This window comes from Puia dinghuensis, assembly GCF_014642875.1.
GTDB lineage: Bacteria > Bacteroidota > Bacteroidia > Chitinophagales > Chitinophagaceae > Puia > Puia dinghuensis.
In genome coordinates this window covers 44,385-68,236 of record NZ_BMJC01000005.1, presented here as the reverse complement: position 1 = coordinate 68,236, position 23,852 = coordinate 44,385, and the positions used below count along the sequence as shown (strand labels likewise).

At 54.2% G+C, this 23,852-nt stretch carries 17 protein-coding genes; 8 read left to right on the top strand and 9 right to left on the bottom strand.

All coding sequences use genetic code 11. The annotated features are described in order from the left end of the window. Both IEY39_RS22050 and IEY39_RS22045 read left to right on the top strand, forming a co-directional pair. Complete coding sequence (locus tag IEY39_RS22050; protein ID WP_188935778.1) at positions 1 to 1,554, top strand: hypothetical protein; 1,554 nt, start codon at positions 1 to 3, stop codon at positions 1,552 to 1,554. After that, positions 1,554 to 2,780: a beta propeller repeat protein gene (locus IEY39_RS22045; protein ID WP_188935776.1), complete on the top strand. Its 1,227-nt coding sequence runs from the start codon at positions 1,554 to 1,556 to the stop codon at positions 2,778 to 2,780. The genes IEY39_RS22050 and IEY39_RS22045 overlap by 1 nt, the downstream gene beginning before the upstream one ends. A 34-nt stretch (positions 2,781 to 2,814) precedes the next feature. Here the strand turns inward: IEY39_RS22045 and IEY39_RS22040 are convergent, their stop codons facing one another. Both IEY39_RS22040 and IEY39_RS22035 read right to left on the bottom strand, forming a co-directional pair. Then, positions 2,815 to 3,240 (bottom strand): PIN domain-containing protein, encoded by a 426-nt coding sequence (locus tag IEY39_RS22040; RefSeq protein ID WP_188935774.1) that lies wholly within the window; start codon positions 3,238 to 3,240, stop codon positions 2,815 to 2,817. Further along, the gene (locus tag IEY39_RS22035; protein WP_188935769.1) at positions 3,237 to 3,494 is read right to left on the bottom strand and encodes a DUF6364 family protein; all 258 of its coding nucleotides are present in this window, start codon (positions 3,492 to 3,494) and stop codon (positions 3,237 to 3,239) included. Before IEY39_RS22035 ends, IEY39_RS22040 begins: the two co-directional genes overlap by 4 nt. Positions 3,495 to 3,792: 298 nt before the next feature. Here IEY39_RS22035 and rpoC point away from each other — a divergent pair, with 298 nt between their 5' ends. The 6 genes from rpoC (at position 3,793) to ispD (ending at position 13,028) form a co-directional block, all read left to right on the top strand. Then, a complete protein-coding gene (gene rpoC / locus IEY39_RS22030; protein WP_188935767.1) occupies positions 3,793 to 8,088 on the top strand; it encodes a DNA-directed RNA polymerase subunit beta' in 4,296 nt (1,431 codons plus the stop codon). Between the two features lie 77 nt (positions 8,089 to 8,165). Next, positions 8,166 to 8,759, top strand: coding sequence for an OmpH/Skp family outer membrane protein (locus IEY39_RS22025; protein ID WP_188935765.1), 594 nt, complete (start codon positions 8,166 to 8,168; stop codon positions 8,757 to 8,759). Positions 8,760 to 8,833: 74 nt separating this feature from the next. Continuing rightward, positions 8,834 to 10,285 (top strand): APC family permease, encoded by a 1,452-nt coding sequence (locus tag IEY39_RS22020; RefSeq protein WP_188935763.1) that lies wholly within the window; start codon positions 8,834 to 8,836, stop codon positions 10,283 to 10,285. A gap of 8 nt (positions 10,286 to 10,293) precedes the next feature. Then, complete coding sequence (locus IEY39_RS22015; protein WP_188935761.1) at positions 10,294 to 11,283, top strand: bifunctional heptose 7-phosphate kinase/heptose 1-phosphate adenyltransferase; 990 nt, start codon at positions 10,294 to 10,296, stop codon at positions 11,281 to 11,283. Between the two features lie 97 nt (positions 11,284 to 11,380). Beyond that, the gene (locus IEY39_RS22010; protein WP_188935759.1) at positions 11,381 to 12,328 is read left to right on the top strand and encodes an isoaspartyl peptidase/L-asparaginase family protein; all 948 of its coding nucleotides are present in this window, start codon (positions 11,381 to 11,383) and stop codon (positions 12,326 to 12,328) included. A gap of 22 nt (positions 12,329 to 12,350) precedes the next feature. Further along, complete coding sequence (gene ispD, locus IEY39_RS22005) at positions 12,351 to 13,028, top strand: 2-C-methyl-D-erythritol 4-phosphate cytidylyltransferase (protein WP_188935757.1); 678 nt, start codon at positions 12,351 to 12,353, stop codon at positions 13,026 to 13,028. Here the strand turns inward: ispD and IEY39_RS22000 are convergent. From IEY39_RS22000 to IEY39_RS21970, 7 genes are all read right to left on the bottom strand, one after another. Further along, entirely contained in the window at positions 12,970 to 14,523 is a 1,554-nt protein-coding gene (locus IEY39_RS22000; RefSeq protein ID WP_188935755.1) for a hypothetical protein, read from the bottom strand. The two genes, ispD and IEY39_RS22000, sit on opposite strands and share 59 nt — an antisense overlap. A 28-nt stretch (positions 14,524 to 14,551) precedes the next feature. After that, on the bottom strand, positions 14,552 to 15,469 hold the full coding sequence (locus tag IEY39_RS21995) for a GNAT family N-acetyltransferase (RefSeq protein WP_188935753.1): 918 nt from the start codon (positions 15,467 to 15,469) through the stop codon (positions 14,552 to 14,554). 22 nt (positions 15,470 to 15,491) lie between these two features. After that, complete coding sequence (locus IEY39_RS21990) at positions 15,492 to 18,221, bottom strand: M1 family metallopeptidase (RefSeq protein WP_188935751.1); 2,730 nt, start codon at positions 18,219 to 18,221, stop codon at positions 15,492 to 15,494. 8 nt (positions 18,222 to 18,229) lie between these two features. Continuing rightward, positions 18,230 to 19,657, bottom strand: coding sequence for a sugar transferase (locus IEY39_RS21985; RefSeq protein ID WP_188935749.1), 1,428 nt, complete (start codon positions 19,655 to 19,657; stop codon positions 18,230 to 18,232). 7 nt (positions 19,658 to 19,664) lie between these two features. Then, entirely contained in the window at positions 19,665 to 20,639 is a 975-nt protein-coding gene (locus tag IEY39_RS21980) for a Gfo/Idh/MocA family protein (protein WP_188935747.1), read from the bottom strand. 129 nt (positions 20,640 to 20,768) lie between these two features. Then, the gene (locus IEY39_RS21975) at positions 20,769 to 21,689 is read right to left on the bottom strand and encodes a hypothetical protein (RefSeq protein WP_188935745.1); all 921 of its coding nucleotides are present in this window, start codon (positions 21,687 to 21,689) and stop codon (positions 20,769 to 20,771) included. A 110-nt stretch (positions 21,690 to 21,799) separates the two neighbouring features. Continuing rightward, positions 21,800 to 23,845 (bottom strand): kojibiose hydrolase, encoded by a 2,046-nt coding sequence (locus IEY39_RS21970; protein WP_188935743.1) that lies wholly within the window; start codon positions 23,843 to 23,845, stop codon positions 21,800 to 21,802. Positions 23,846 to 23,852: the final 7 nt, after the last annotated feature.

Here is a 23,852-nt window from a genome sequence, read left to right as displayed (position 1 = left end):
ATGCCCAACCGATCGTCAGATGCTCTCTTTCAGTTGATCAAGTCTTTGGAAAAGTCCGAAAAAAGGAATTTTAAGCTGTATATCAAGCGAAATTCCAGCAGTGAGAACCTGAAAAGCATCCAGTTATTCGATGCCATCGACAAGATGGAGGAGTATGACGAGGCGGAATTGTTAAATAAAAACAAAAATTTACGCAAACAGCAGCTTTCGAACGCCAAGGCGCACCTGTACCGGGAGATACTTTCCAGCCTGCGGCTTATAAGGCAAGAAGAAAACATTGATATTCAATTACATGAGCAGCTTGATTTTGCGCGTATCCTGTATAACAAGGGGCTTTACCTGCAGAGTTTGCGGACGTTGGACAAGATAAAGGAGAATGCCAGGGCGCGGAATCAGGTCACTTTCCTGTTGCAGATATTGTTCTTCGAAAAGACGATCGAGGCGTTGCATATTACGCGAAGCATGCAGGACCGGGCTGAGCAGCTGGCCACGGAGGTGAACCAGGTGAATGAGCATATGCAATTGATCAGCAGCTGGTCGAATTTGTCGCTCGAGCTTTATAGCTGGTATATCCGCCATGGTGTGGCGCGGAATGAGAAGGATGAAGCGGCGGTGCAGGAATTCTTCGAGAAGAACCTGCCGGAAGATCTTGGAAAGTGCGTGGGGTTTTATGAGCGGCTTTATCAATACCAGAGCTATTGCTGGTATGCTTTTATCCGGCAGGATTTTTTGCTATATTACCGGTATACGCAGAAGTGGGTCGATCTTTTTGAGAGGGAGCCGTTTATGATCGGGATCGAGAGTTCACATTATATCAAGGGGATGCATAACCTGCTGGGGGCGCATTTCGATCTGCTGAACGACCAGAAGTTTGCGGAGACGTTGAAGCAGTTCGAGGATTTTTCGGAGTCGGAGATCGTGCGAAATAATGTGAATAACAAGATACAGACCTTTGTTTACCTCTATATCTCCAAGCTGAATCAGCATTTTATTTATGGAACGTTCACGGAAGGTTTGTCGCTTGTGCCGTATATCGAGGAGAAGCTGAAGGAATATTGGATCTATCTTGACCGGCACCGGATACTGGTGTTCTATTACAAGATCGCCTGTCTTTATTTCGGCAGCGGAGATTATGGGGCGACGATCGATTATCTGAATAAGATCATTAACTGGAAGATGGATCTGCGTACCGATCTGCAGTGTTATTCGCGGCTGCTGCACCTGATCGCGCATTATGAACTGGGGAATTTCGATTTGCTGGAGTATCTGACCAAGTCGGTGTACCGGTTTATGGCGAAGATGGAGAACCTTAGTTTGGTGGAGGAGGAGGTCTTCCGGTTTTTAAGGAAGTCGATCAATTTGTCACCGGGGCAGCTGAAGCCGGAGTTTGAGAACCTGCTGGAGAAGTTGAAGAGGCATGAGAAGAACCGGTTCGAGACGCGGGCTTTTATGTACCTGGATATTATTTCCTGGCTGGAGAGTAAGATACAGGATGTGCCGGTGCAGGATGTGATCCGCCAGAAATACCTGAGTGGGAAAAGAAGGGGGAGCTGATGAGATATATTGCTTGCTTTTTTTTGTTGCTGGCCGGCGCGGCTGCCTGCACGAAGCATAATGCACCGCCTGAAAGCAGTTTTCAGCTGACTGTTACGGTCGATGCTGCGCTTGGCAGTGTGAGCCGGCTGGGCGCGACCGATACTTTTGTGGTGCGGTTGAACAATCCGCAGGCCTGTATCCTTTTGCCTGTCGAGCTGCATATCCCGAAGGGCGCGCGGAGCAGTCTGGGTAACCAGATGGATGATTCTACCTGGAGCGCGAGTGTCACGCTGAGCTGGAACAAGGTTGTTTCTGTGACGGTGACCGCCGCGAACGGGAATTCGGGAACCTACGCCATCGTGTATGATTATGTATTTTCCACCCAGCCGCTGATGACGGGTGGGGTGCAGGCCTTTCCGCGGGGGGTATTTTTTGCGGGCGACACCTTGTATATACCGACTTCCGCGGGGTTGTATGTATCGGCCGACAGCGGGGGGCATTTTTCGATACTGCTGCCCAGCAACGGGCTTGGGGATTCGATCGTGAACGGGGTATATGTGCGGGGTGGCGTGATCTATGCGGCCACGGTGGGTGGCTTGTCGGTCTCGACGGATGGGGGGCAGCATTTTACGAATCATCTTTTAGGCGGGAACCCGGTTTATTCCGTGTATGTGCAGGGAGATACGGTTTATGCCGGTACGGATGGCGGGGTATATATCTCGCGGGATGGGGGGATGAACTATACTACTTCCGTTGTGGGGATGGGCAACCGGGAAACGCTGGCGGTCTATGCGCGGGGGAGTACGGTGTATGCGGGGACGGCTAATGGGCTGGCTATCTCGCCAAACGGCGGTGTTTCCTTTACGAACTATACCAATAACGGGCTTGGCAGCCTTGGCGGGCAATACCAGTGTAACGGGCTTGCCGTGCAGGGGTCGAATGTGTATGTTGCCACGATCGGGGGTTTTTCGGTGTCTGCCGACGGTGGGGTGAGTTTTACCAATTATTATTCGGCCGCCGGGCTGGGGGCGAACTGGACGAATGGGGTGGATGTGCAGGATGGAGTGATTTGGGTAGGGACCAATGGCGGGCTTTCTTATTCGCTGGATGGCGGGGCACATTTTGCGACTATTACCGCCGATATCGGGCTGGGGACCGAGTTGGTGTATGGATCGGTGCTGCGGGGGACGACTATTTATTCGGCGACGGGGGCGGGGCTGTCGGTGATAAGATCGAGGTTATAGCCCGGGTTGTCCGGCTCACCGGGAAGAGGTGGGATCAGGCCTTTCGGATCATATATTTTTCGTAGAACTCCATGGTTGACAGTACTTCTATCTCTGAGAAATGAAAATCGTTCTTGTCCTCGGTGACGATGCAACTGCATCCGGCTTCGCGGGCAGAATAATATTCGAGACCGTCTTCGAGGTCTAATACGGCAGGATCAGCAAAAGCGCGGCGTACTGTGAGGGTATCTGTATCGGTGATCTCTATATTCATGGAAAGCAGCTGTATTCTTTCTTTGGCTGTGGCGGCCTTGTATTTTTTTTCGGCGAAATAGAAGGCGATGGCCAGACATATGGGTGACGTATAGATGCGGAAATGTCTTTTATCTCCCAGGCTCAGGATGCGGGATGTATAAGGGAAAAGCGGGTATTCCTTATTGATTACCGAGACTAGTATGTTAGCGTCGACGAAGGCCTTCATTTTTTGGAAGAAAAGAAATCGTCTTTGGAATTCTTACGGCTCCTTTTGCGAGTGCGGTATTCGGCGGGCCCTTCTGAGACCTGTCTTACCCAGTCTGCAATAGGAAAGTCTTCCAATGAACCATTTTGTTCCATGGTTGCCTGGCGCAGGAGGTGTTCTACCAGACGGGACAGGCTGATGCCCTGACTTGCGGCATATTCCTTGGCCTGGCGGATGACCTCTTCATCAAAGCTGAGTGTGACTTTGCTGTCCATACATATTGATATTCTAAGCTGTGGTTTGTATGTGGGGGGGTGTGGTTGGTGGATTGGGTGTAAAGGTAAGGGGAATTGTACGTATAAAAAAAAGAAATTGTACGTAGGGTTGTGTTAGTGCCTGGTATTACCCGAGAAAAAACAATTTTTTCAACATAAAATCGTACCTTTGCCCTCCTTGATTTGGGCCCAACAAGCAAATATTGATTTCCAATTACGTTGTCCGATGGTTCGTCGGGTGATGTAAATTTTTGTTTTTGAAGGGTTTAGGCCAAGTATAAAAACCGCATATTGCAATATGGCTATTAAAAAAGAAAATCGTCCAAGAGCCACTTTCTCAAAAATCACTATCGGTCTCGCTTCACCTGACAGCATCCTGGAAAGGAGCTATGGGGAGGTTTTGAAGCCCGAAACCATTAACTACCGCACGTACAAGCCGGAAAGGGATGGCCTGTTTTGTGAGCGTATTTTTGGTCCCGTAAAGGATTATGAGTGCGCCTGCGGAAAGTACAAGCGTATCCGGTATAAGGGTATCGTTTGTGACCGTTGCGGTGTAGAGGTGACGGAGAAGAAGGTAAGACGGGAGAGGATGGGCCACATTAAATTGGTGGTTCCCGTAGTTCATATCTGGTATTTCAAATCGCTGCCCAATAAAATAGGCTATCTTTTAGGGATGAGCTCCAAGAAACTGGAGAGCATCATCTATTATGAAAGGTATGTGGTAATTCAGCCCGGGATCAGGACGGATAAGGGGCAGAATTATGGCGATCTGCTGACGGAAGAAGAGTACCTGGAAATCCTGGACACGCTGCCCAAGGATAACCAGTACCTGCCGGACGAGGACCCTGCCAAATTCATCGCCAAGATGGGTGCTGAGGCCGTTCATGATCTGCTGGAGCGGATCGAGCTCGACCAGTTGTCGTTCGATCTGCGGAATGCTGCCGCCAATGAGACCTCTCAGCAACGTAAGGCCGACGCCCTGAAGCGGCTGAGCGTGGTGGAGGCTTTCCGGGACGCCAATTCGCGTATCACCAACCGTCCCGAGTGGATGGTGATGCAATATATCCCTGTGATCCCGCCCGAGCTGCGTCCGCTGGTTCCCCTGGATGGTGGCCGGTTCGCCTCTTCGGACCTCAATGACCTTTACCGGCGCGTGATCATCCGGAACAACCGGTTGAAGCGGCTGTTGGAGATCAAGGCCCCCGAGGTGATCCTTCGTAACGAAAAGCGGATGTTGCAGGAAGCCATCGACTCGCTGTTCGACAACAGCCGTAAGTCCAATGCCGTGAAGGCTGAGGGCGGCCGGGCGTTGAAGTCACTGAGTGATGTGTTGAAGGGTAAGCAAGGCCGGTTCCGTCAGAACCTGCTTGGTAAACGTGTCGACTACTCTGGTCGTAGCGTTATCGTGGTAGGCCCTGAGCTGAAGCTGCACGAGTGCGGCCTGCCGAAAGATATGGCGGCTGAGCTGTTTAAACCCTTTATCATCCGGAAGCTTATCGAGCGCGGTATCGTCAAGACGGTGAAGAGCGCCCGTAAGCTGGTCGATAAGAAGGAAGCTATCGTTTGGGATATCCTCGAAAATATTCTGAAGGGCCACCCGGTGATGTTGAACCGGGCCCCTACGCTGCACCGGCTGTCTATCCAGGCCTTCCAGCCTAAGCTGATCGAAGGTAAGGCTATCCAGCTGCACCCGCTGGTGTGTACGGCGTTCAACGCCGACTTTGACGGTGACCAGATGGCCGTGCACGTTCCGTTGAGCAGCGCCGCCATCCTGGAAGCGCAGCTGTTGATGTTGTCTTCGCACAATATCCTCAACCCGCAGAACGGTACGCCTATTACCCTGCCTTCGCAGGACATGGTGCTTGGGCTTTACTATATCACCAAAGGCAAGAAGACGGCCGGCGCCGACAAAGTGAAAGGCGAAAACAAGATCTTCTACAGTGCAGAAGAAGTTATCATCGCCTATAACGAGGGCCGGGTCGATCTTCACGCTTATATCAAGGTGAAGACGCGGGTACGCACCCCCCAGGATACGCTGGAGAACAAGCTGCTCGAGACGACGGTTGGCCGCGTCCTGTTCAACCAGTTTGTGCCTGCTGAAGTAGGGTTTGTCAATGCCCTGCTGACGAAGAAGTCGCTGCGGGAAATTATCGGTAACATCATCAAGTGGACAAATATCCCGAAGACGGTGAAATTCCTGGATGATATCAAGCAGCTGGGCTTCCGGATGGCCTTCCGTGGTGGATTGTCCTTTAATATCAATGACCTGATCATTCCCGATACAAAAGAAGAGCTTTTGGATAATGCGAAGGGTGAGGTTGATGAAGTTTGGGACAACTACAATATGGGTCTTATCACGAACAACGAACGATATAACCAAATCGTCGATATCTGGTCGCGTGTGGATACCCGGATCACGGAGACCCTTATCCATGAGCTGAGCTCGGACAAACAGGGTTTCAATTCGGTGTACATGATGCTGGACTCCGGCGCCCGTGGCAGCAAGCAGCAGATCAAGCAGCTTGCCGGTATCAGGGGTCTGATGGCCAAGCCGAGGAAGTCGGGTTCTACGGGGAGCGAGATCATCGAAAACCCCATTCTGTCCAACTTCAAGGGTGGATTGAACGTATTGGATTACTTCATCTCCACGCACGGCGCCCGTAAGGGTCTTGCCGACACGGCGCTTAAAACGGCGGATGCCGGTTATCTGACCCGTCGTCTGGTGGACGTGGCCCAGGATGTGGTGATCACCGAAGAGGATTGCGGTACGCTGCGCGGCATCGCTACTTCGGCGCTGAAAGACAATGAAGACATCGTAGAACCTTTATACGATCGAATCCTGGGGCGTACGTCGCTGCATGATGTATATGACCCGCAGACCGACAAGCTGATCGTGGCGGCTGGTGACCAGATCACCGAAGAGATCGGCAAAGCGATAGAGGATGCCAGTATCGAAATCGTGGAGATCAGGTCGGTGCTCACTTGTGAAAGCAAGCGTGGGGTTTGTGTAAAATGTTATGGTAAGAACCTGGCGACGGGTTATACGACCCAGAAGGGGGATGCCGTCGGGATCATCGCTGCGCAGAGCATCGGTGAGCCGGGAACCCAGCTTACCCTGCGTACCTTCCACGTGGGTGGTGTTGCGGGTAGCGCCTCGGTCGAGTCGACAATGATCGCCAAATTCGAAGGAACCGTCCAGTTCGATGGTCTGCGGACGGTAACTGCAGAGAACAACGAGGGTAACAAGATACAGGTTGTTATCGGCCGTACGGGTGAGGTGAGGATCATGGATGTGAAGAACGACCGGCTGCTGATCACTAACAACGTTCCGTATGGCGCCACGCTCAGCGTGAAGGATGGCCAGAAGTTAGCGAAGGGCGATGTGATCTGTTCCTGGGACCCCTTCAATAACGTCGTGATCTCCGAGATCGCCGGTAGCGTCAAATTCGATGCCGTCCTGGAAGGTATCACCTACCGGGAAGAGGCCGACGAACAGACTGGTCACCGCGAGAAAGTGGTTATCGAAACGAAGGATAAGACGAAGATACCTTCTATCAATATCGAGGGTGCGAAAGAGGTGAAGAGCTACAACCTGCCGGTTGGTTCGCACATCGTCATCGAAGAAGCCGAAGAGGTGAAAGCCGGTCAGGTTATCGTGAAGATACCGCGGGTGCTTGGCAAGCTGCGGGACATCACGGGTGGTCTGCCCCGCGTAACGGAACTGTTCGAAGCGCGTAACCCGGGTAACCCTGCCATTGTGAGCGAGATCGATGGTGTGGTCGCGTTTGGTAACATCAAGCGTGGTAACAGAGAGATCATCGTGGAAGCAAAGGATGGGGTGGTGAAGAAATACCTGGTTCCGCTGACGCGGCAGATCCTTGCCCAGGACGGTGACTTTATCAAGGCTGGCGCGCAGTTGTCGGATGGCCAGGTGGCGCCTGCGGATATTTTGTCGATCAAGGGGCCATTTGCCGTTCAGGAATACGTAGTGAACGAGATACAGGAAGTGTATCGCCTGCAGGGTGTGAAGATCAATGACAAGCATATCGAGGTGATCGTTCGCCAGATGATGCGTAAGCTGACGATCGTCGATCCGGGTGACACCCGCTTCCTTGAAGAAGATACGGTGGATAAATTCGAGTTCCTGGAAGAAAATGACTGGATCTTCGACAAGAAGGTCGTTACCGATCCGGGTGAGTCCGGCAAGCTGAAGGCCGGCCAGATCGTGAGTCTGCGGGAAGTAAGGGAAGAGAATTCGATCTTACGTCGAAATGACAAAAAACTGGCAGAGTTCAGGGATGCGAGGGCTGCTACATCGGCGCCGCTGCTGCTCGGTATCACCAAAGCTTCGCTGGGTACACAAAGCTGGATCTCCGCGGCTTCCTTCCAGGAAACGACGAAGGTGTTGTCTTCTGCGGCCATCCAGGGTAAGAGTGATGATATGCTCGGACTGAAAGAGAATGTCATCACGGGTCATCCGATACCGGCGGGTACAGGCCTGCGTGACTTCGAGAATATGATCGTAGGCAGCAAGGAAGAGTACGAACTGCTGCAAACGACCCGTGAGGCTATGCAATTCGATGAGGAAGAATAAGATACAGTCATTTATAAGAATGTTAAAAAGTGTGATGTAGGAGGTTAATAACCTCCTACTTTTTTATATTCGCGGTTATGAAGTACATCTCTACCATTTTAAGTGTTGTTGCTTTGGGGCTTGTTGCGGTTCTTTACCTTACGCAGACCCGTCAGTTGGAGCAGATGAAGAAGAATACGGGTGGCGAGCCGAAGAATCCCGGCATCGGGTTCAAGATGGCCTATTTCGATATGGACAGCCTGGAGACGCATTATGAAGAGTTCAGGGATGCGCAGGCACAGGTGAAGGAGCAGGATAACAGGATGACGCAGGAACTGAGCAGCCTTGACCGTTCCAACCAGAAGAAGATAGATGGCTGGCGGCAGAAGCAGCAGTCGAATACGATGACACAGGCGGAGGGGGAGCAGGCGCAGCGGGAATACCAGGAGATGCAGCAGCAGTTTGCGAGCCGCAAGCAGGAGCTGGAACAGGCCTTGTATAAGCGTACGGAGGACCTGAAGACCAATTTGCGGAAAAAGATAGAGGACTTTCTTAAGGAGTACAATAAGCAAAAGGGCTTTTCTTATATTATCCAATACGACGCCAATTCCTTTATTTACGCCAAGGACAGCCTTTACAATATTACCTCCGACCTTGTGGATGGGTTGAATGCGGCTTATAAGAAGAAGTAGGGGCTGGCGGTGGGGCACATGGGATGGAGGCCCCGCGGAGGTGCGTTAGGGAATTTTTCCTATATTGAGGCATTATGGCAGAATCAACCAAAACAACCTCCTCCTTTAGACCGACCCTTGGTTTGCTGGATGGCACCATGATCGTCGCCGGGTCGATGATCGGGTCGGGTATCTTTATCGTGAGCGCCGATATCACGCGTAATGTCGGTAGTGCCGGCTGGCTCATTTTCGTCTGGCTGATAACCGGTTTTATGACCATCACGGCAGCGGTGAGCTACGGGGAGCTGAGCGGGATGTATCCCAAGGCCGGCGGTCAATATGTCTACCTTAAAGAAGCGTATAATCCCCTTACAGGTTTTTTGTATGGCTGGAGCTTTTTTGCCGTCATTCAAACGGGAACCATTGCTGCCGTGGCGGTGGCTTTCTCGAAGTTTGCGGGTTATTTCTTTCCGTCGCTGGAGCTAACCGATGCGAATGTCGTCTTTATGCTGGGCGGCTTCAAGGTATACTGGGCGCAGCTGGTCGCGATCGTATTAATTGTTTTTCTTACGTATGTCAATACCCGGGGACTCGAGGGCGGGAAGTGGATACAGCGGATATTTACGATGACCAAGATCGTGTCGCTGTTTGGGCTGATCGTCTTTGGCTTTTTGCTTGGCGCGAAGCATAACGTATGGCAGGCGAACTGGACGAATGCCTGGCATATGCATAAATTGAATGTGAACGACATATTTGCGACGACCAGCCCGGTGGTGGGACTGGCGGTGGTAGGGGCCATTGCGGCATCGATGACCGGGTCGATCTTTTCCAGCGATGCCTGGAACAATGTGACTTTTATCGCGGGGGAGATGAAGAATCCCAAGCGGAATATAGGGCTGAGCCTTTTCCTGGGGACGCTGATGATTACGATCATTTATGTGTCCGCCAACCTCATGTATGTGAGCGTGATGCCGCTGAACCAGATCGCTACGGCGCCGCAGGACCGGGTGGCTGTCGCTGCGGCAAATGTGATCTTCGGTAATGCGGGAACCTACGTTATCGCCATTATGATCATGATCTCGACCTTTGGATGCGACAATGGGCTGATCCTGGCGGGGGCAAGGGTGTATCACACGATGGCGGGGGACGGTCTTTTCTTCCGGCAGGCGGGTGTGTTGAATAAGAATGCCGTGCCGGGGTGGGCGCTTTGGGCGCAATGCGTGGTGGCCTGTGTCCTTTGTCTGAGTGGAAGATATGGAGATTTGCTGGATATGATCGCGTTCGTTGCCGTCGCTTTCTATGCCCTGACGGTGTTGGGGATCTTTGTGCTGCGTAAGAAGCAGCCGGCGATGGAGCGGCCGTACAAGGCGTTTGGCTATCCTGTACTGCCAATAGTCTATATCGTACTGGCGTTGGTGTTTTGTGTGGCGCTGATCATTCAGAAGCCTACCTATGCGACGTGGGGTTTGGCCATTGTACTGGCGGGCATACCTTTGTATTATATCGCGGTGGCGAGGAGGAAGGGTGGAGTGGAGGCGATAAATTAATGACTGTTATGGTGAATCTAAATAAGTTGTTTGAACAGTTCCAGCAGGTGAAGGCGGGTGTTATCGGCGATATGATGCTGGATACCTATTTATGGGGGCACGTGGAACGGATCTCGCCGGAGGCACCGGTGCCGGTGGTGGCGTTGGAGCGGCGGGAGCATCGGATCGGGGGGGCGGGTAATGTGGCGTTGAACCTGGCGTCGCTTGGGGCCCGGGTGACTACTTTCTCGGTGATCGGTGCGGATCCGGATGGGGAACAGCTGGAGGGATTGTTGCGGGAAGAAGGCATCGACACGAGCTATCTGATCACCAGCAGGGACAGGATCACGACGACCAAGGCTCGTGTGATGGGCCGTAATCAGCAGATGCTGCGGCTGGATTCGGAGATGACGGTCGATCTGACGGCTGGCGCCGAGGATGAACTGCTTGGAGAGTTGCGCCGTTATCTCGAGATGGAGCGGCCACAGGTGGTGATCTTCGAAGATTATAACAAGGGGGTATTGACGCAGCGGGTGATTCGTGAGGCGGTGGCCTTGTGCCGGCGGCATGAGGTGATTACGGCGGTGGACCCGAAGCGAAAGAATTTTTTTTCCTATGAAGGGGTGACCATTTTCAAGCCTAATCTCAAGGAGGTGAAGGAAGGATTGAACCTTTTGTTGGATGAAGTGCAGCTGCCGGTGTTGCGGAAGATACATGAGCAGCTGATGGAGCGATTGCAGCATCAGATATCCTTTATCACGTTGTCGGAGAAAGGGGTCTTTTTCCAAAATGGGGAGCAGGCTGAGCAGATACCTTCGCATCTGCGCAATATTGCGGATGTGTCGGGCGCCGGAGATACGGTGATAGCGGTGGCTTCGCTTGTTTATGCCGTTACACGGGATGTGCGGCTGATGGCGGAGATCGCTAATATTGCCGGGGGACTTGTTTGTGAGGAGGTGGGGACGGCGGCTATCGATAGGGTGAGGTTGATGGAGGAGTGTGGGAGGTTGCTGCGTTGATGAGTTTCGAACAAAGAACGGCGGCTGTTAGCGGCTGTTTAAACATCTGCAAATAATCTTCAAAAATATTAGTCGCTATTTGGAGTAGCTTCGCGCTATGTCCAGATATACACTCGCAATCCATGGCGGGGCAGGCACCATCCTGAAAGAGGATATGACCCCGGAGCTGGAGCAGGCTTATTTTGACAGCCTGCAGCAGGCGATGAATGCCGGCTTTGCCGTTCTTGAGCAGGGCGGATCGGCGATAAATGCCATCAAGGCGACGATCGTCATTTTAGAAGACAATATGCTGTTCAATGCGGGACGCGGGTCCGTGTTTACCAAGAAGGGTGTCCAGGAGATGGATGCGGCTATCATGGATGGGAGGACGCTGGATGCCGGGTCGGTTACAGGTGTCCGTAATGTCCGCAATCCGATAGAGCTGGCGATGGAGGTGATGACGAACAGCAACCATGTGTTCCTCAGCGGCAAAGGGGCGCAGGATTTTGCGATCAAGCAGGGGATAAAGCTGGAACCCGACGAATATTTCTTTTCTCAATTTCGGTATGATCAATGGAAGTCCATTCGCGACTCGGATACGTATTCGCTGGATCATACGCACCAGGCGCTGGAAGAAATGATGCGGGACAAGAAATTTGGTACGGTTGGCGCCGTGGCCTGCGACCAGGCGGGTAATATTGCCGCGGCTACCAGTACGGGTGGGATGACCAATAAGAAATATGGCCGCATCGGGGACAGCCCGATCATCGGCGCGGGAACCTATGCGAACAACAAGACCTGCGGCATCTCCTGTACGGGACATGGCGAACTGTTTATCCGGGCGGTGGCTGCGCATGATGTCAGCTGCCTGATGGAGTATAAGGGGCTGAGTCTTCAGGAGGCCATGGATATCGTGGTGCATGAGAAGCTGATCGCTATCGATGGCGAAGGGGGGATGATCGGGGTGGATGCGCAGGGGAATGCGGCCCTGGTGTTCAACAGCCAGGGGATGTACCGGGGGTATAAGAGCAGCGATGGGGCGAATGTAGTTGCGATATATAAGTAGGAAATTCGGTAGATTCGCGGGCATGAAGAAATATGCGGTCATTGTTGCCGGTGGGTCGGGTTCGAGGATGGGAAAGCCTGTTCCCAAGCAGTTTTTGTTATTGCAGGGCAAGTCTGTTCTGTGGTACAGCCTGAATACGTTTTTGTCGGCTTATGATGATTGCGCGATCGTGCTGGTCGTGCCGGCGGCGTATTGGGAGGCGGCGCAGGCGATTGCCGGCTCGACGATCGCGCCGGAGAGGGTGGTGATAGTGGTGGGTGGGGAGACGCGGTTTCATTCCGTTCGGAACGGGCTTAAGCTGGTGGAAGGAGAGTCTGTTGTGGCCGTTCATGATGGGGTGCGGTGCCTGGCGAGCGTTGGATTGGTGCGGCGGTGTTTCGAGGAGGCTATGCGGATGGGATCGGCTATTCCCGTGGTGGATTGCAAGGACAGCGTGCGGTGGGTGGAAGGAGAGGGCAGCAAGCCGTTGGATCGGGATCGGATCAAACTGGTGCAGACGCCGCAGACGTTTTTGAGTTCTATTTTGATGGGGGCGTTTGAGCGGGTTGGTGAGGGTGCAGGGTTTACGGATGAGGCGACGGTGGTGGAGGCGGCGGGGCATCCGGTGCACCTGGTGGAGGGAGAGGTGAATAATATAAAGATCACTTTGCCGGCAGATCTGGTGTTTGCGGAGCGGGTTGTGCTGGAGATGAATCTGTAAGGGATATCCAGAGGTGTGACGGGGTAGAACCGGAGAGGAGTTGGAGCCGGTAGTATTTTGCCAGAAAAGATTCCCATTCGGTGCGGGCGGATGCGTCTTTGAAGTAATTGATGGCAGGGTTATAGATGAGATATTTTGTATGGTAGTGCAGGAGGTCGGTCTCTATGCGCGAGAGTTGCTTATGACCGGGGTCCCATCCCGGATACCAGCCCCAGAAATGGTGATAGATCCAATGACAGGGCGAAAAAATTCCAAATTCATTATAGGCGCGGACCCAGTTGTTGTCGCCGAAAGCATATAGCTGCCGATCGGTGGGGCGGTGCTGCCGGAGGTATCGATATTCGGGTAGATCGGTGACCCAGCCGCTGTGGTTATTCGCGAGATGGGTGGCGTGCTGGCCCGCATCATAGAGGGGCATACAACAAAGGAGGAAGCCATAGAGCAGCTGGCTCTTTTTTTCCCGCAGCCAGCTTTCTTCCGTATATGCCCAAACGACGAATACCAGGATGGGCAGGGAGACGGAGAGGGGCAGGAAGTAGTACCAGAATGCGTGCCCATATTCCAGCATCCCCGACAGGCCTTCGGCGGCGAAGGAGAGGATGAGGGTAGCCAGCGCGGCCACGAGCAGCCGCTTTTTTTTATGCTTATACAGAAGGGCGCAAGCACCGAGGACGGTGGCGAGGATAAAGGGCATCTGCAGATCGGTGTCTTGCAGGGCTTGTTTGACGACCCTGAAATGTTCGCCAGGTGTGGGTTTGGACATGTACCAGCGGAAATTGAACACGAAGGCGTCCTGCCATAGTTGTGTGAGGGCGTGGTGGGCGGCGAAGTATCCTAAAAGGGGGAGGGTGATCGTTGCGGCGCCGGCGAGGGCGGGGAACCAGGCGGTGCGGATGAGCGTAGTCGGGGCTCGGTTCGGGGCGGGGAGGAAGGCGTAGAGGAGGAGGGGTAGGAGGACGATGAGGCCATCCTGTTGCATGAAGAAGGTGGCGGCGGCGAGGAGGCCCAACCAGTAGTGGCGGTAGCGGCGGTTGTCGTCGAGCATCAGGCAGAAGAACAGCAGGAGGAAGATGGCGGTGTAGGCCCTGGTCATGGTAATGCCGATGCAGATCATGTAATTGCGGATCAGCAAATTGAAGAACAGCGGCGGAAGCCAGGGCCAGGGCAGGGAGCAGCGGCGGCAGAGGCGGAGGAAGAGCAGGGTGGCGGTGAGGACGAGCGCGGTATTGAGCAGCCAGAGTCCCCAGGGACCGGCCGTGCAGAAAAAGAAGATGAGCGGCGGTTTGTGATCGAATACATCCCGGTAGGGAACGCCGCCCGCAACGATGAGCCGCCCGAAGTAGCGGAAGATCTCGGTATCGTCATAGAAGAGATCGACCGGGGGGCAATAAAGCAGGCTTAGCAGCAGGCTGGCGGCTGACAGGAGCAGGATGGTGCGGCGGGGTTCGGCTATCGCCGGCCAGAGCGTGCGGGTATGTGGAGTTTGGGTGTTCATAGTGTTGGGCCGTATGGGGGTTGGGCGATCAAGATTTTAACAGTCTCCAGGGCCAGGGTAGATGGTTATGACGATAGAAGAAATAGGGTTCGCGGAGGGCTCCGAAGTTGGCGTAAAAGTAAGCGATGCCCCGAATGTCTGAACCTTCGAAGTCGAGTGTGAGTCCGCTGCCGGCCCATTCGCGGATGAGCTGGTCGATGAGGAAATGATTGGCGCCTGTCATGCGGCCGGCGGGCAGGGTGGTGGATTGGAGCAGATAGAGCCTTGACGCGTCGCGGACGAGCAGGGCGGTGGCTTGTAGTTGGTCGCCGGCGAATGCGGCCCTGAGGATGAGCTGTCCTTTCGGCTGCAGGTGGAGGCAGAGTTTCCGGAAGCGGCTATAGTCTTCGGGGCGGATAGCGGGGTGGCGGGCGGCATACTGGCTGCGATAGGCTTCGATGGCGGTGTCGAGATCGATATCCGGCGTATAGGTGAGGCCGCTGCGGGCTGCCAGCCGGAGGTTGCGCACGAGGTCTTTTTTATACCGGGCTTCCAGCTGGGGATAGGGTCTTTCGAGGGGGAGGATGAGGTTATCATGGATGCGAAGGGTGGGGAGGCCGCTGGCGTAGTTGAGATAGATCTCTGCAAAGCGATAGTGCCGGGTGAGGATGCCCAGGAAGGAATTTATGCTATCATGTGAGATCGGTTCGGTGAAGAAGATGCCGGTTTGTTGGGTGAATGCGGGTTGGCAGAGATAGGTGACTCCCCATTTGCGGCGCCAGGTGAGGGGCATGACGGCCTTGTAGTCTTCCAGGACGAGGGCGGCCCATTGGCCCGATGTGAGATGGTCGAGATAAAAATGAAAACCGTAGATGAGCCGGTTGGCCGACCGTTCGATACACGCGTCCCAGCGGGCGACGTCGATCGCCTGCCGTTGCAGATAGCGGATATGGGCGGTAGTGGTCATGCGGATATGGAGCCGGTGATCATTATAACGGCATATTACCAAAAAGCTTCCGGAAGTCAATGTTTTGTACGTCGATGCTAAAAGATATTCTTTGCCAGAAGGTGTTCTGGTCGGGAACGGTCTTGAGCTGGGTGGAGAAATCGCTGCTGTATACCAGGGGCGCGTAGATGCGGACGACGTCGTGGGCCAGTGAGAGTTCGATGCCGCCGGTGTACAGGAAATGGGCCGTGGGGGGATTGTTCTCCCAGGCTTCGGCGTATGTTCCGGCATCGAAGAAGAGGCGCAGGGGGAACCATTCCGGGGCGATGCTGCGAGGCAGGGTGCTGCGGAGGTTGATGGAGGCTACCCAGTTGTCGGAGCGGCCCTGGAGTCCCTGGAAGAGATCGGTGCGCAGCTTCAGATCGCCGTCGCGCATCAGGACCTGCTGGCTGGCGGCGCCGGTGAATTCATTGCGGCCGACGAAGAAATTATTATAGGTGTAGTCTTCATTACCTCGCAGGGCGGTGAGTTTTGGTTCGTAGCGGGAGAGGTCTTCGTATATCGAGCGGCTGCCGAGGTAGCCGAATTTGGCGCCAAAGACGCGCAGATCGAGGCCGCCGCCTTTTTCATAGTTGAAGAAATAATTGGTGGTGAAGTTGACGCGATACCAGTTGGCGGCCTGTTGCACCTGGAGACGGACGCTATAGGGGTAGAGCGCCCGGGTGTCGCGGATATCGAAGCTCAGCTGGTTGAGATAGCGGAAGCTGTATTTGCCGGGGGTAGGGTAGTAGAGGGAGTCCGTTGTTTTTAGTACATAGTTGTCCAGGTTCTTCTCGCCGATGAGGTAGGTCTTCCATTCGAGGGTTTTTTCCAGGGTGCTGCGGGGAGAGGCTTTTGGGAAGACGATGCGGAGGCCAGGGGTGAGCTTATAGTAGCCGCCGGTGAGCCGGTTGCCATTGCTGTCGGTGCCACTCATGGTGGAGAAGCGTTGGAAGCCGATGGTGGCCTGGATCTTTTGCAGGCCGTGGTCGGGATACCAGGTGTAGATGAATCCGCCGGCGCCGTTGAGCTGGTGGCTGGTGGTGGCATAGAGCGGGATGAGGATGAACTGGAACGGGTCGGGGGGCAGGTTAAAGTTATGGATGAGCATTCCGATCTGGAACCGATCGTAAAAGTTATAGCCAAAGGCCGGTGCGAGTCCGAGATAGTGATATTTGTCGGTCGATTGGGTGTTGAACAGGAAGGTGGGTTTTAGTTTGCGATGGGCGGGCATCGGCGGCAGGGGGCCTTTCCGGTCGAGCAGAGCAAAGAGGGTGTCGAGGGCACGCCGGCGGGTGATGAAGGAGCGACTGGTGCTGTCGGGGGCGCCTTCGCTGGTGTTGGTGATGACGGCTTTGAAGTCGGCGGGATAAGGGTGTTTGAATTGCCACTCGCGGAAATATTGTCGCATACAGCTATCGAACAGCGCCGTCCCGAGCGTGTCTTCGAGCATCCGCATCCAGGCGCCAGTCTTGGTGTAGGCGATGTCGAAATAGTTCTCTACGGTGAAGTCTTCGGAAGTGGTGGAGATGGGCTGATCTTTCTTTTCGACGGCCTGGGTTAATAGGGAGGCGAGGCTGCCATCGGCTTCGGGCGGGTATTTCTGTGCGGTGTAGCGGTTGTCGTAATAGGTATTGATGCCCTCGTCCATCCAGGGGTAGCGGCGTTCGTTTGTCCCGAGGACACCGTAGAACCAGTTGTGGCCTACTTCGTGTTCGATGGTGAGGTCGATGTCCTTTGCCGGTCCGGGGGTATTGATCGCCGTGATGGTAGGGTATTCCATGCCGCCGGAGAACCCCATTTTTGTCTCGACGGCGGTGACGACGTTGTAAGGGTATTCGCCGATGAGGGCGGAGCGGAAGCGGACGGCGTCCTTTATAAAGGCTGTGCTGCCGACGAACCCTTTTGGAGCGGCAGGAGTATAGTAGGAGTAGATGTCGATGATGCGGCCGGAGGGAAGCTGCAGGGTATCGTGTTCGGTGTGGAAGCGGGGGTCGGCGAACCAGGCGAAGTCGTGGATGCGGTCTTGTTTATAATGAAATGTTTTTGTGTTGGCGGATGGATAGGTGGTGTCCTGCAATTCGCCGGTGGCGGCGACGATGTATTTGTTGGGGACGGTGATGCGGACGTCGAAGCGGCCGAATTCGCTGTAGAACTCGCCCTGATCGAGGTAGGGGATGGGGTGCCAGCCTTTATTGTCGTAGACGGCGGGTTTGGGGTACCATTGGGTTATCTGGTAGGAGGTGGTTGGGGGTGTGTAGGTCCAGCCGCCGCGGGAGAAGTTGTAGGGGAGTTTTTCGTGGAAGGGGGTAGTTATCGTGATCGTTTGTTGCGGGAGGAGGGGTTTTGGCAGGACGACCTTGATAATATCGATGTAGCTGGGATGGTCTTCTATTTTGGCTTCCTGGCCGTCGACGCGAAAGTCGAGGCGGTTGATATAGCCGCGTTGTTGTTTATCGGCGAAGTAGAAATCGGTTCGGCCGTTGGCGAGCAGCTGTTCGCTGAAGGCGGTGCGGTCGTTCTTGTAGGCGTTGGGCCAGCAGTGGATCCAGAGGAAGGTGAGGGTGTCGGGGGAGTTGTTGGTATATTCCATGCGGACGAAGCCATCGAGGCTTTTATCCGCGTCGTTGAGGGTGACGTCGATGGTGTAGCCGACCTGTTGTTGAAAGTAGGATTGGGCCCGTGCTATGAGGGTATACGGGAGTATGATCAGGAAGAGGATGAGTTTTTTCATGGTGTGGTTTAGCGACCTTGTCCCAGGAAGATGATCCTTAGGGTATATAGCATGATCTTCATGTCGACAAGCAATGAACTATTTTCGATGTACATGAGATCATATTTCATTCGATCGATCATTTCCTCGATGTTCTCCGCGTAACCAAATTGCACCATTCCCCAGGAGGTGAGACCGGGTTTTACTTTCAGGAGATAACGAAAATAGGGGGTGCGATGATATAGTTGTTCGATGTAATATTCGCGTTCGGGCCGGGGACCTACGAGGGACATTTCGCCTTTGAGGATATTCCAGAGTTGGGGAAGCTCGTCGATGCGCCATTTGCGCATAGTCTTTCCCCAGGGGGTGATGCGGGTGTCCTGGAGGGAGGACAGGGCGGGGCCTTCTTTTTCCGCGTCGCGGAGCATGGAGCGGAATTTATAGATCTGGAATTTTTTTCCTTTGTAGCCGATCCTTTCCTGTTGATAGAAGACGGGGCCGGGAGAAGATAGGCGGACGCGGATGGCGGAGTACAGCATGAGGGGAGAAAGGAGGACGAGGCTTGTCACGGAGATGCCTACATCCATGACGCGTTTGATGTTCAGCTGCCATTCGGGCATCGGGCTGGTATAGATGTCGGAGAGGATGGCTTCGTGGACGTTGTTTGTCCTTACCGATCCGGAAAGGATGTCGAGGGTGCTTGGGATGATCTTTATCCGGACATCCTTGTTGCTTAGCTTTTCGACGATTGCGCCAACTTCTTCCCTTGCGCTGCCTTCGAGTGCGACGACGACGAGTTCGATATGGTGCTGATCGATGGCCTTTTCTATGTCTTCGGAGTCACCCAGGTGGGTGAGGTAGTGGGCGATGCCATTGTTTTGCTGGTTGTGGTTGGTGACATAGCCTTTATAGCGATACCCGGAGGAAGACAGGGCTTCCCAGGTGTCCTTGTATATTTTTGTGGCGATGTCGTCGCTACCGACCAGCAGAGCGTTAAAGACGACCTTTCCCCGGCGTACCTGCCTGCGGACGATGTTGAGGATCGCGATGCGGCCGGTGAGGGTGAGCAGGTATTGGGCGAACAGGTAGATGAAATAGGTCTGATAAAAGTAATGATAGTCCTTGACGGGGTCGTTGAAGACGATGGCGAAGAAGATGATGGTGCACCCTATGAGGCAATAGACAAAGGTATTGGTGATCTCGTTGAGCCGGGATTTCTGATAGAGGGAGCGGTAGGACCCCACCATGGTGAAGAGGATGAGCCAGCCGAACGGGATGGTCGAAGTCCCCAGCCAGAACCGTTGGGTAAGCAGGAGATGATGGTCGACGAAGATAGGTTCCGAAAGCAGGAACCGGCGGCTGAAGTGGAAAATATTGGCAGACAGCAGGGCGGCGAGATAGTCGCTGAGGATATACCAAAGGGTGGAGATGGTATGTGTTTTTTTGGACGCCGGCATGCCCCTATCAGGTGTTGATCGTGTTGTGTTTTATCTTTTGCAGGATTTGGTGAGCAATATCCATGGCCCTGAATCCGTCTACTTCGGAGACCTGGGTTGGAGTGTTTGTCAGGATGGCCTCGCAGAACTTTTCCAATTCCAATCGGATAGCATTGACCTCTGGGACGACGGGGTTGGAAAGGGCGATTGTTTTTTTCCCGTTGGGGGTCTCGATATCGAAGGCAAAGACGTCCAGGTCTTGTGGCGATTTCAGCTTGATGATCTCGCTTTTTTTGTTTAAGAAATCGATGCCAATATAGGCATCTTTCTGGAATAATCGCATTTTTCGCATCCGCTTCATCGAGATGCGGCTGGAGGTGAGGTTGGCTACGCAGCCATTGTTGAATTCGATGCGAACGGAGGCGATGTCGGGGGTGTCGGTGAGGACGGCGACGCCGCTTGCGGAGATGCTTTTGACTTCGCTTTTGACCAGGCTGAGGATAATGTCGATATCATGGATCATGAGATCGAGGATGACGCTGACTTCGGTGCCGCGGGGATCGAACTGGGCGAGACGGTGTACTTCGATGAACAGGGGGCTCAGCGGGATGGAATCTACGGCGAGAAAGGCTGGATTAAAGCGTTCGACATGGCCGACCTGCAATTTTACGTTGGATTCCCGGACTAGTTTTACGAGGGTGCGGGCTTCGTCCATGGTATTGGCGAGGGGTTTCTCGACGAATACGTGTTTCCCCTTGCGGATGGCTTTTTCGCAAAGCCGGAAATGTTGTGGGGTGGGGGCGACGATGTCGATGAGGTCGCAGGAGTCGATGAGTGCGTCGGCATCGGTGAAGCGGGGTATCTGGTATTTTTCGGTGGCGAGGCGGGCCATGTCGTCGTCGGGGTCATAGAACCCTACCAGTTGTGCCGATTTGATCTCTTTCCAGTTGTTCAGATGAAATTTTCCCAGGTGACCGACTCCAAAAACCCCGACTTTAAGCATTTATTACATTTTGTTCCGGGGTCAAACCTACGGTATTCTGGTGAATAGACAATGAGAAGGCGATGGACCGGGACAGCTATTGGGTGGGGGTCCGGAGTGGTGTTTATAAAGGAGTGGACGCCCGGGGGCTTATGTGCGTTGGCGGGCGGGGTCCTGTTTGCCGGGTTCGTGGGCGCTGGCGCTATTGAGGGGATTGGGCTCCGTGGACAGGTCGAGGTTAAAATAACGAAATGGCTGCCATTTGGAGTTGCGGGTCATTTGTTTGAACGTATAGAGGGCCAGGCCGATCTCGAGGATCAGGAGAATATTGAACCAGATCTTAAATGTGTTGAGGAAGTGGGTGCGCATGGAGAAGCTGTTGGTCTCTTCGGCGCCGAAGACGAGGGTCGAGAGCTTTTTGATGCCCGGCATGATGACGGGTATTTTGCTCCAGTTGGTGTAGCGGACACCTTCATAGCGATAGTGGGGATCGTAACCGGGCGGAACCTGGTGTGCATAGTAGTTCCAGTCTTGTTCAACGTCCTGGAAGGAGGCGAGGCGGCCGTCGGGTCTTGTGAAATAGAGATTGTATGTGGGATCGAGGACTTTCCATGTTGTGCCGGTGTTAACTTCTACGATCATGTGGACCCCGTATTTCCCATTGTTTTCCATTTGCCCGATGCGTACGGGGTAGTGGTAGGTTTCGAGGACGCGGGCCAGTACCATGGAATAGCTGCCGCAGGCACCGTCGGTGGTCATGAGATCGACCGCAGCGGAGCGGAAGATGCCGGCCTGGAGTCCCAGTTCGGCGGAGGACATGCCGGCAAAGGTGTTCAGGCGGGGGCTCATCAGGTGATAGCAGGTATTCATGGCTTTTACGACGATGGAGTCGGCGTTGTCGTTGCTATCGAGGCTTTCGTTGACGCTGGCTTTTATAGATGCAAAAAGGCCGTCTTCGTAAGAAGATTGCGTTTTGAAATAAATCAGTGAAGATAAGAGGAAACCATTAAGGAACATCAGGAAATAGGCATTCCTGCGCAGGTTTCTGAGGATCAGTCTAGGATACCGCATCGGTTGGTCTTAAAGGATTTTGATATTGGATAAGTACGGGACTATAACGTTTAATCAAATTATTATTATTTCCACACTAGTACAAATACTAGTATTTGCTCTTATTTGTCTTAATTCGTCGATTTAACCACAAATGTAAGTCGATTTAGACCAACGCCGGTGATCTTTACCGATTTCCAGCCGGTGGGGAGGTGAGTGGGGAGCTGAATGATGCCGGTGTTGGTGATGTCCAGGCCGCCAAAGCCATTGAGCATGGCCTGGAGGACGCCGCCGGCGCCGGTGGCGAAATAAGGGTTATTACCCGTTGCGGTCTCTGCTATCACTCCGAAGGGTGGTCGCAGATTGGGGGTATAACCCTCTTTTAGGACGGAGAGGGCTTTGGCGGGTAGTCCGAGGCGTTCGTAGAGGATGGAGAAGATGGCGTGGGTCATGGCGGGGCCTTCGCCTACGCGAGGTTGATAATAGTCCAGGTCTCTGCGGATGTCGGCGGGGCTGGTGATCTCTTTTAGCGGATAGGAGAGCAGGTTGACGTCGGCCTGTTTTATCGATTCGCCGTTGTAGGTGGCGTGTTCGCGGGTGACGCCGTCGGGGAAGCGGAGGATGGGGATATTGTTGCGGACATTGATCCAGTCGGGGTTGGGAGTGAGTCCGAGGACGCGGGCGGCTTCGGTGGCGTCCTGTAGATTGGCCCGGGCGGCGGCGTTGGTATAGGCGTTGTTGTCGACATTTTCGGCCCATTCGTCAGCGGCCACGACGTTGCGTATGTCATAATGACCGGGGTCCTTTCTTTCTACCCGGCTTGTCCAGAAGTCGGCGGTGGCCTCGAGAATTGGGTAGCCTTTTTCTTTCAGCCAGGTTTTGTCGCGGGTGACGCAATAGTAATTCCAGGCGGCGATGCCTACGTCGGCGGTGATATGGTGTTCGAAGGGGCCGCTGAGGGCCCATACCGGGGTTTCTTCGTTGCCGCTGGCGGCGCTTTCCCAGGGGAACATGGCGCCTTTATAGCCGTGGCTGGCCGCGTTTTTGAGGGCTGCGGGGAGGCGCTGGTAGCGGTATTCCATCAGCGAAGCGGCGATCTTGGGTTGCAACAGCAGCAGGGCAGGGTACATCCAGATCTCGGTGTCCCAGAAGGTGTGGCCGTTGTAGCCGAGGCCGCTGAGGCCCATGGGGGAGAGGCTGTAGGCGGTGCCTTCGCGGGCGAAGGAGTAGAGGTGGTAAAGCATGAGCCGGATGTCGCGTTGCAGGGTGTCATCGCCATCGATGACGATATCGCTTTGCCAGAGTTGTTGCCAGGCCTGTTCGTGTGCTTTTATGAGTTGTTGGCTTCCCTGGAGGGTGGCGAAGAGGGTGAGGCGTTCGGCTTCGTTGAGGGGGTCGTCGTTGTGGGCAGAGGTGAGGGTGGAGCCGACGACGGCGAAATGATAGGTGGTGCCGGCTTTGAGGTTCTTTTTGAATTTGACGAGATGCATGTTGTTATCCCACATCTCGTGGATGACGTTGGGTTCGGAACCGTGGGGTTCGTCGAAGAGGATGCTGTTGGAGGCGGCCATGAGCAGGCGGCCGGTGGGGCTTTTGGCGGTGGAGGTGAGGAGCGATATGGTGACATGGGGCCGGTCGATCTCGTTGTAGTAGTTCTCGACGTCTTTGAGCATGTCGGGGGCTTCCATTACGCTGGCTGGTACGATATCTATGTCTTTATGTGCGGTGATGGTGACGTCTACCAGGGCCGTATAGGGCAATTGACGGAGAGCGTACCAGGTGTAGGTGACCGTTGCTTTGTCCTGGTAGTCGAAGGTGGTGGTGAGGCAGGCGCGTCGCATATCGAGGGTCTGCCGGAGGTGGGTGGTCTGTTTGAAGTTGTCGATGCGGCGGCCGTCGATGTCGAGATAGAGATTGATGAAGTTGAATGTTTTGAGGATGTTGCTGACGCGGCCGCGGCCATAGAGGTCGAAGGCGCCGTTGAGGACGACGTCTTTTGCGCGGAAGGGGTCGGTGGAGGAGACGAGGCCGACCATGCCGTTGGCGACGGTGACGCCATAGTAGTTAGTGGGGTTGATGGTGTCGGCATGGATGGTCCAGGTGTCGGTGTTGGATTGCGCCGGGAGAATGGCGGGGAGGCTGAGGCAAATCGTTAGAAGAAGGATGATGGCACGCATGGGTACA

Bases quoted from the DNA above. Each gene is read 5' to 3' on its own strand.
- IEY39_RS21970 (WP_188935743.1), bottom strand. From the start codon at position 23,845: ATGCGTGCCATCATCCTTCTTCTAACGATTTGCCTCAGCCTCCCCGCC.
- IEY39_RS22045 (WP_188935776.1), top strand. From the start codon at position 1,554: ATGAGATATATTGCTTGCTTTTTTTTGTTGCTGGCCGGCGCGGCTGCC.
- IEY39_RS22050 (WP_188935778.1), top strand. From the start codon at position 1: ATGCCCAACCGATCGTCAGATGCTCTCTTTCAGTTGATCAAGTCTTTG.
- IEY39_RS22000 (WP_188935755.1), bottom strand. From the start codon at position 14,523: ATGAACACCCAAACTCCACATACCCGCACGCTCTGGCCGGCGATAGCC.
- IEY39_RS21980 (WP_188935747.1), bottom strand. From the start codon at position 20,639: ATGCTTAAAGTCGGGGTTTTTGGAGTCGGTCACCTGGGAAAATTTCAT.
- IEY39_RS22020 (WP_188935763.1), top strand. From the start codon at position 8,834: ATGGCAGAATCAACCAAAACAACCTCCTCCTTTAGACCGACCCTTGGT.
- IEY39_RS22025 (WP_188935765.1), top strand. From the start codon at position 8,166: ATGAAGTACATCTCTACCATTTTAAGTGTTGTTGCTTTGGGGCTTGTT.
- rpoC (WP_188935767.1), top strand. From the start codon at position 3,793: ATGGCTATTAAAAAAGAAAATCGTCCAAGAGCCACTTTCTCAAAAATC.
- IEY39_RS22010 (WP_188935759.1), top strand. From the start codon at position 11,381: ATGTCCAGATATACACTCGCAATCCATGGCGGGGCAGGCACCATCCTG.
- IEY39_RS21975 (WP_188935745.1), bottom strand. From the start codon at position 21,689: ATGCGGTATCCTAGACTGATCCTCAGAAACCTGCGCAGGAATGCCTAT.
- IEY39_RS22035 (WP_188935769.1), bottom strand. From the start codon at position 3,494: ATGGACAGCAAAGTCACACTCAGCTTTGATGAAGAGGTCATCCGCCAG.
- IEY39_RS21985 (WP_188935749.1), bottom strand. From the start codon at position 19,657: ATGCCGGCGTCCAAAAAAACACATACCATCTCCACCCTTTGGTATATC.
- IEY39_RS21990 (WP_188935751.1), bottom strand. From the start codon at position 18,221: ATGAAAAAACTCATCCTCTTCCTGATCATACTCCCGTATACCCTCATA.
- IEY39_RS22015 (WP_188935761.1), top strand. From the start codon at position 10,294: ATGGTGAATCTAAATAAGTTGTTTGAACAGTTCCAGCAGGTGAAGGCG.
- IEY39_RS21995 (WP_188935753.1), bottom strand. From the start codon at position 15,469: ATGACCACTACCGCCCATATCCGCTATCTGCAACGGCAGGCGATCGAC.
- IEY39_RS22040 (WP_188935774.1), bottom strand. From the start codon at position 3,240: ATGAAGGCCTTCGTCGACGCTAACATACTAGTCTCGGTAATCAATAAG.
- ispD (WP_188935757.1), top strand. From the start codon at position 12,351: ATGAAGAAATATGCGGTCATTGTTGCCGGTGGGTCGGGTTCGAGGATG.